Source organism: Providencia sp. PROV141, from assembly GCF_028481645.1.
Taxonomy (GTDB): domain Bacteria; phylum Pseudomonadota; class Gammaproteobacteria; order Enterobacterales; family Enterobacteriaceae; genus Providencia; species Providencia rettgeri.
Genome location: NZ_JAMPPR010000015.1, coordinates 113,347 through 119,745, shown reverse-complemented (window position 1 = coordinate 119,745; position 6,399 = coordinate 113,347). Strand labels below are relative to the sequence as shown.

Here is a 6,399-nt window from a genome sequence, read left to right as displayed (position 1 = left end):
AAGATAAATTCGTTATCATCCGCTTTATTTGGTTCACGACTGGATGAGAACGGGTAATTATTATCATTGCCAACAATAATGTGTTCGCTATCAACCACATCAACGTTCTCTATCGTGAAGAATGGGAAGGTAAACACCCCGTCATTTAAGGGTTTTCTTGCCATATTATTCGGGTCTTTTATATTCATTAAATCAATATAAGCCTGTTTATCCACCGCTTTTCCAACGTTATTATCTGAAAACTCAATACGATAAACACGCTTGAATTTAGCTGAATGACTAAAACAATTTTCAGTATTACTGCTTCCCGCCGTGCAGGCTTTATCTGCAGTGCCTTCACCATTATCACGCTCAATGATTAAGCCGTGAGTATCATCAATAAGATTAAAATCACCAATGGCGTTTTGGTTATCTTCAAAGACATATAACCAACTTCTGCCAGTCCAATCCTGCTTTTTCACATCAAATTCAAGAATACGGGCAGCACGTTTACCATCGATATTTTCATAATCTTGTTTTTCATCAAGCCAAATAGCACCTTCTAGCATTGGGTAGAGCTTAGAACCATCTGGCGATGATGCCATACCTTCAAAACCTTTCGAACGATTGACTTGGAAAGTCACTTTATCTGTAGGTTTACCCGGTGTGGTGATTTGGTAGTGATCAGGAGAAACGACGTTCTTTCCATCTACTTGCGTTTCAAACAAGGCTAATACCTTGCCATCCAAATCCATTTTGATTAAGTAAGGGCCAAACTCATCACCAACCCATAAAGCACCATCCGCAAATTGAAAGCTTTCAGGATCAAAATCACTGCCTGTTAAATAGCGCTCTTTTGTACTTTCATTCGTAATATGAAAAGGGATAATTTTATCGGGGTCCTGGAAGAAAACCGTTTTTAATGGTGTCGTATTACCCGTTTGAAAATCAATATCATATTGAGTGACATACAACATAGAGTCAGGGGAGTTTACTTTGTTGCCAAATCCATTATCAGTTAAAACCCAGTAAGTACCATCCGCCATGCGTTTGATACCCGAGTGCCCTTGACGTGGTTGGCCTTTAATTGGAATGTGCATTCCTGTTGGGCGATCTGCAGATTTACCTTCCACTTTCCCTAAGCTATCTACACGAACGCCAGTGGTAAATTTACCACTCACTTGCATATCTGAAGGTGCATTTTCAGGTGTAGCAACAGTGGAATTAACTGGAAGAATGGAGTGACCCGCTAATGTTGCTGGCACCTCTTGTTGAGCAAACCCAGTGATGCTAAATGAAATTAAACTAGCCAATAAAGATAACGAGCCCAGTTTACGTTTAATAGAATAGTTATTCTGCATTGTTATGTTTCCATTTTAAGGCTATCAATAATTGATGGCGGAATCATAACGTCGATGAATGAAGCTTTTATGAAGGATTGAAGACAGTTATTTTACTGAAAAACAGGTTGTTTTTTATCATGTTCAATAAATATTGGTATTACGATATTTCCCTAATACCGATATACTCTAAATAATTCGAGTTGCAGCTAGGCGACAAGTGAAGATAGACCGATGAGCATACAAAAGTCTATGATCCGGCTATCTGAACGCAGTCAACACCCATACAGCTTGAAATATAGCGAGTATATACTCTAAATAATTCGAGTTGCAGCTAGGCGACAAGTGAAGATAGACCGATGAGCATACAAAAGTATGTGATTCGGCTATCTGAACGCAGTCAACAACGCTGCAACTCGAAGTATGACGAGTATTTAACTATTAGGTAAACGACGGTGCTGATTACCCGTCCCTAATAAACGCAGTCCTAACCACCCACCGCAAATAGACAATAAAATTGCCGCGCACAAAGGCAATAATACCCACATACGCCATTCAGGTTGCCATGGGAAATCAAACACTTTACTTTGTAACAGCCATAATGTAATTTCTGCTCCAAAAGCTGCGGCAAGCCCGGCCATTAAGCCAAGTAATGCAAATTCGCTCCATAGCGTTCTACGCATTAACTTTTTACTGGCGCCTAGCGTTCTATATACTACGAGCTCTCGCTCTCGTTGGCTCATACCCACTTGAATTTGAGCCAATAATAGCAATAACCCACAGAAAATAACCAGTACCACCATCACTTCAAGGGCTTGGCTCACCTGCTGAAGAATTTGCTGGATTTGGGTAATAATTGCACCAGTGTCGAGCACATTAATTGTCGGGTAATGGCGGCTAAGTTGCGTCAATAACTGCCCATCGCCTTCATAGTGGAAGCTGCTCAACCAAGTGGCCGGCATTTGAGAAAGACTTTCTTCAGAGAAAATAAAATAGAAGTTCGGTCGCAGGCTCTCCCAATCAACCGTACGAATACTACTGACTGTTGCACTAAAGACCTGAGCCCCTGCGTTAAATGTTAGTTTATCGCCTAATTTCAATCCGAGCTCTTTAACGACCGTTTGTTCAATCGAAACTTCTCCCGCTTTCGGTGGCCATGTCCCTTCGTCAACCACATTAGCTGGCGCTAAATCAGATTGCCAAGTTAAACTCAATTCACGTCGCACCGTATTATTATTTGGATCACGTTGATCTGCCCATTCAACCGCTGACTGGTCATTAATATCGGTTAAGCGCGCTAACACCACAGGGTTGAACTCTGTTGGTTTGACGTCAAACTCAGCCAAGAGCTTGGTAACAGGCTCAAGCTGTGACTGGTTCATATTAATCAAGAAATAGTTCGGGCTATCTGCGGGTAATTGCTGCTGCCAGCGGTCAAGTAAATCACCACGCACTAAAATTAGCAGCGCCAACAACATAAATGACAGCGAAAATGCACTCATTTGTGTGATGGTCTGTAACGGCTGGCGCAATAGGCGACTAACGGATAAACGCAAACTTAATTGGCGGAACTTAATATGGCGTAGCCCCCATAAGCCTACCCAACCAATCAGCGCAAGTAGAATGGCCACCACGACAATACCCGCCAAAATTGACCACAACAGAGGATTGACGCCAGCAAAAATAAATAACCCACCAACCACAATTAAAATAACAATTGGCAGATAATAATACAGGGGCCAAACGGGTGATTTAGCATCTTCACGCAATACCCTTGAAGGCTGGGTTGCCATCAGTTGGTAATAAGGGCGACTGCCAACAATAATAGCAATAATGAATAATGTACTGATCGCCCAAACCCAAGGCATTAAACTCGCAGGTGGCAATTCCTTCGGCAACATAGCCCCTAAGATTTGCATTAAAATGCCTTCAAAAACCAAACCTAATAATGAGCCGAGTAAAGCCGCAGCGATTAAAATCACTAACCACTGCCCAATAATCCACTGACGTAATGCGCTACGCCCTGCTCCTAGAGTTTTTAATACTGCGATTAGTTGATGACGGCTGCGGCAATAATGCGTCATTGAAACCACGACCGCAGCAATGGCTAGCAGCAGTGTTAATAACACTGATAACAATAAAAATTGTTGAGCACGTTGAAACGTTTTCCCTACTGCGCCGTTATCTTCGCTTAATGTATACCAACGTTGATCATTTCGCAGATCTTGCTCATATTTTTGTTGAAATGCATCAATCAGCTGACGATCACCGGCAAACATGTCGCGATACGTTAATCGGCTGCCTACTTGAATAGCCCCTGTTAATGGCGCATCTTCAATCGCTATTAATACTCTTGGAGCAATCTGGAACGGGTTAAATCCGCTGTCGGGCTCTTGAATTAATTTACCCGAGACTTTTAGCGTTGCATCTCCGATATCAAGGTTATCCCCTACATTGAGGTTCAATAATTCTAATAGCCGCGGAGCGACTAGTATTTGCCCTTTTGTTGGGGTTAACCCAGCGGGTTCAGTGATAAGCTCGCCATATAATGGATATGCCTTATCTGCGGCTTTCACTAACACCAATTGTGGCCGAGCGTCTTCATCTTCTGTCGCATAAGCCATGGTAGAAAATGATATTTGCTGGCTGAGCGCTAAGCCCTCTTTTTGGGCTTCTTGTAACCATGTAGGTTCGCTTGGATGAGAAGAACGTAAAACTAAGTCCCCCGCTAACAACTCACGGCTTTGGTAGCTCATACTATTTTCAATACGATCGCTAATTCGCCCTAAAGCCAATACACAAGCTACTGCAAGGGTAAGTGCAAGCCAAACAATCAATAACGAGGGTGTTTTCCATTCACGCCAAAACCAACGCCAAATCATGCTTCTTCCCTCAACTGCCCATCAACCAAACGCAAGCGACGTTGGCAACGCGCAGCTAGCTCGTTATCGTGAGTAACCAAAATCAAGGTTGTTCCATGCTCTTTGTTCATCGCAAATAATAAATCTGCAATTTTATCCCCGGTGTGGCGATCGAGGTTACCCGTTGGTTCATCAGCAAATAAAATTTGAGGGCGACCATTAAAAGCTCGAGCAAGTGCAACGCGTTGTTGTTCCCCTCCTGACAACTGTGCTGGCATATGTTTTAAGCGATCTTTTAAGCCTAAATCAGTCAGTAAACCCGCCGCATGTTGATAACTTTCAGACTCAGATTCGCCACGTAGCAAAGAAGGAAGCTGCACATTTTCAATAGCATTTAAGGTTGGAATCAACATAAAGGATTGAAACACAAAACCGACACTTTGTGCCCGTAAATGTGCCCGTTGCTCTTCATCCATTTTAGTGAGGTCTTGACCTAATAAATTAACCGTTCCACTGGAGCCGTCATCCAACCCCGCGATAATCCCTAACAAGGTTGATTTCCCCGAACCAGACTCCCCAATTAAAGCAATTGTTTGCCCGGACTCGACAATTAGCTCAACACCTTGCAATATAGTCAGTTCATGTTCACCTTGGCCAACACGTTTAATGAGATGATGAACTTCAAGAATATTATTCGCCGACATATATTGGTATTTCTCCTGTTACTGACTGCAAGTGGGCACGCACTTGCGTCAACTAAGCTATTAATCTTAGGTGATAGCCTAAGTGCAGGCTACCGTCTACCGGCTGAGCAGGCTTGGGCCTCTTTGCTTGCCGAACGTTGGCAGAAACTTTCCCCACCCGTTGCTATTATTAACGGTAGTATTAGTGGGAATACCTCTGCACAGGGGTTAGAACGACTTTCCATGTTACTCGAACAAAACAAACCTAACTGGGTATTGATCGAGTTAGGTGCAAATGACGGCTTACAAGGTCTCCCAGTAGAACAACTTGAAGCTAATTTACAACAGATTATTAAGCAAATCGTGCAATCCGGTGCGAAACCGCTCTTAATGCAAATTCGTATTCCACCTAACTATGGAAAACGTTATACGACAAGTTTCGAAAAAGTCTATCCGAAATTGGCGCAAAGTAATCAAATTCCATTACTGCCATTTTATATGGAAACTGTGATAACTAAGCCTGAATGGATACAACAAGACGGTATTCACCCGACGGTTGAAGCCCAGCCATCCATTGCTGATTTTATGGAAAAACAGCTTTCTGAACATATTTTACCGTCTAATAAATAAAACAGACGTTAAACAAGAGAATTAAAACGCTCTTTTATACCCGAAATAGATTCAGTTGCATGAAACCAAGGTAAAGTTATGCAAACATCAGCACGAAACAAAAAATCAGTCCTGGTCACAGGTGCATCAAGCGGTATTGGCTTTTGTGCTGCACAAACACTTCGCCAGCGTGGCTATCATGTTATTGTTGCCTGCCGTAAAGAAAGTGATATTTTACGCCTGAAAGAACTGGGTTATGACACCGTCTCACTTGACCTCGATGATAAAAATAGCATAGAAACAGCGGCTCAAACGGTGCTAACACTCTGTAATCATCGCCTTTACGGGTTATTCAACAACGCCGGTTTTGGGGTGTATGGGCCGTTAAATAGCGTCAACCGCGAGCAACTCGAAGCGCAATTTTCCACTAATTTTTTTGGTGTTCACCAATTAACTTTCTTGCTATTACCCGCCATGAGCGCGCACCATGAAGGCCGAATTATCCAGACCAGTTCGGTAATGGGGGTGATTTCAACTCCCGGCCGTGGCGCTTATGCTGCCAGTAAATACGCACTGGAAGCATGGTCTGATGCCCTACGCTTAGAGTTAGCTGGAACAGGTGTAAAAGTGAGCTTAATTGAGCCAGGCCCTATTCATACCGCTTTTACTCAAAATGTTGAACAAACTCAAAAAGATAAACCTGTTAAAAACCCAGGTATTGCCTCACGTTTTACCTTAACACCGGAACATGTGGTAGAAAAACTGATCCATGCGTTAGAAAGCCCGCGCCCAAAAGTACGCTACTCTGTCACGTTATTAACTGTCGCTGTACGTATCTTAAAGCGTATTTTACCTGACAAAATAATGGATAAAATACTGTCAAATCAGGGAAAAAAAGCTTGAAAAAAGCAAAATCAGCCCCATTTT

Annotated in this window: 5 protein-coding genes; 2 read left to right on the top strand and 3 right to left on the bottom strand. The window is 42.7% G+C overall.

The genetic code is table 11. The features are described from left to right. From PSF09_RS11085 to ybbA, 3 genes are all read right to left on the bottom strand, one after another. Positions 1-1,340 (bottom strand): esterase-like activity of phytase family protein (locus PSF09_RS11085; protein WP_272683898.1); only part of this gene is annotated, 1,340 nt, incomplete at its 3' end. A 413-nt stretch (positions 1,341-1,753) separates the two neighbouring features. Beyond that, complete coding sequence (gene ybbP / locus PSF09_RS11080; RefSeq protein WP_272683897.1) at positions 1,754-4,201, bottom strand: putative ABC transporter permease subunit YbbP; 2,448 nt, start codon at positions 4,199-4,201, stop codon at positions 1,754-1,756. Beyond that, the gene (gene ybbA, locus PSF09_RS11075; protein ID WP_210837626.1) at positions 4,198-4,884 is read right to left on the bottom strand and encodes a putative ABC transporter ATP-binding protein YbbA; all 687 of its coding nucleotides are present in this window, start codon (positions 4,882-4,884) and stop codon (positions 4,198-4,200) included. The genes ybbP and ybbA overlap by 4 nt, the downstream gene beginning before the upstream one ends. Between ybbA and tesA the strand changes: the two genes are divergently transcribed. Both tesA and PSF09_RS11065 read left to right on the top strand, forming a co-directional pair. Next, positions 4,852-5,493 carry a multifunctional acyl-CoA thioesterase I/protease I/lysophospholipase L1 gene (tesA, locus tag PSF09_RS11070; protein WP_210837628.1) on the top strand — a complete coding sequence of 214 codons (642 nt, stop codon included), beginning with the start codon at positions 4,852-4,854 and terminating at the stop codon, positions 5,491-5,493. The two genes, ybbA and tesA, sit on opposite strands and share 33 nt — an antisense overlap. Before the next feature lie 78 nt (positions 5,494-5,571). After that, the gene (locus PSF09_RS11065; protein ID WP_272683896.1) at positions 5,572-6,375 is read left to right on the top strand and encodes an SDR family oxidoreductase; all 804 of its coding nucleotides are present in this window, start codon (positions 5,572-5,574) and stop codon (positions 6,373-6,375) included. Positions 6,376-6,399 lie beyond the last annotated feature (24 nt).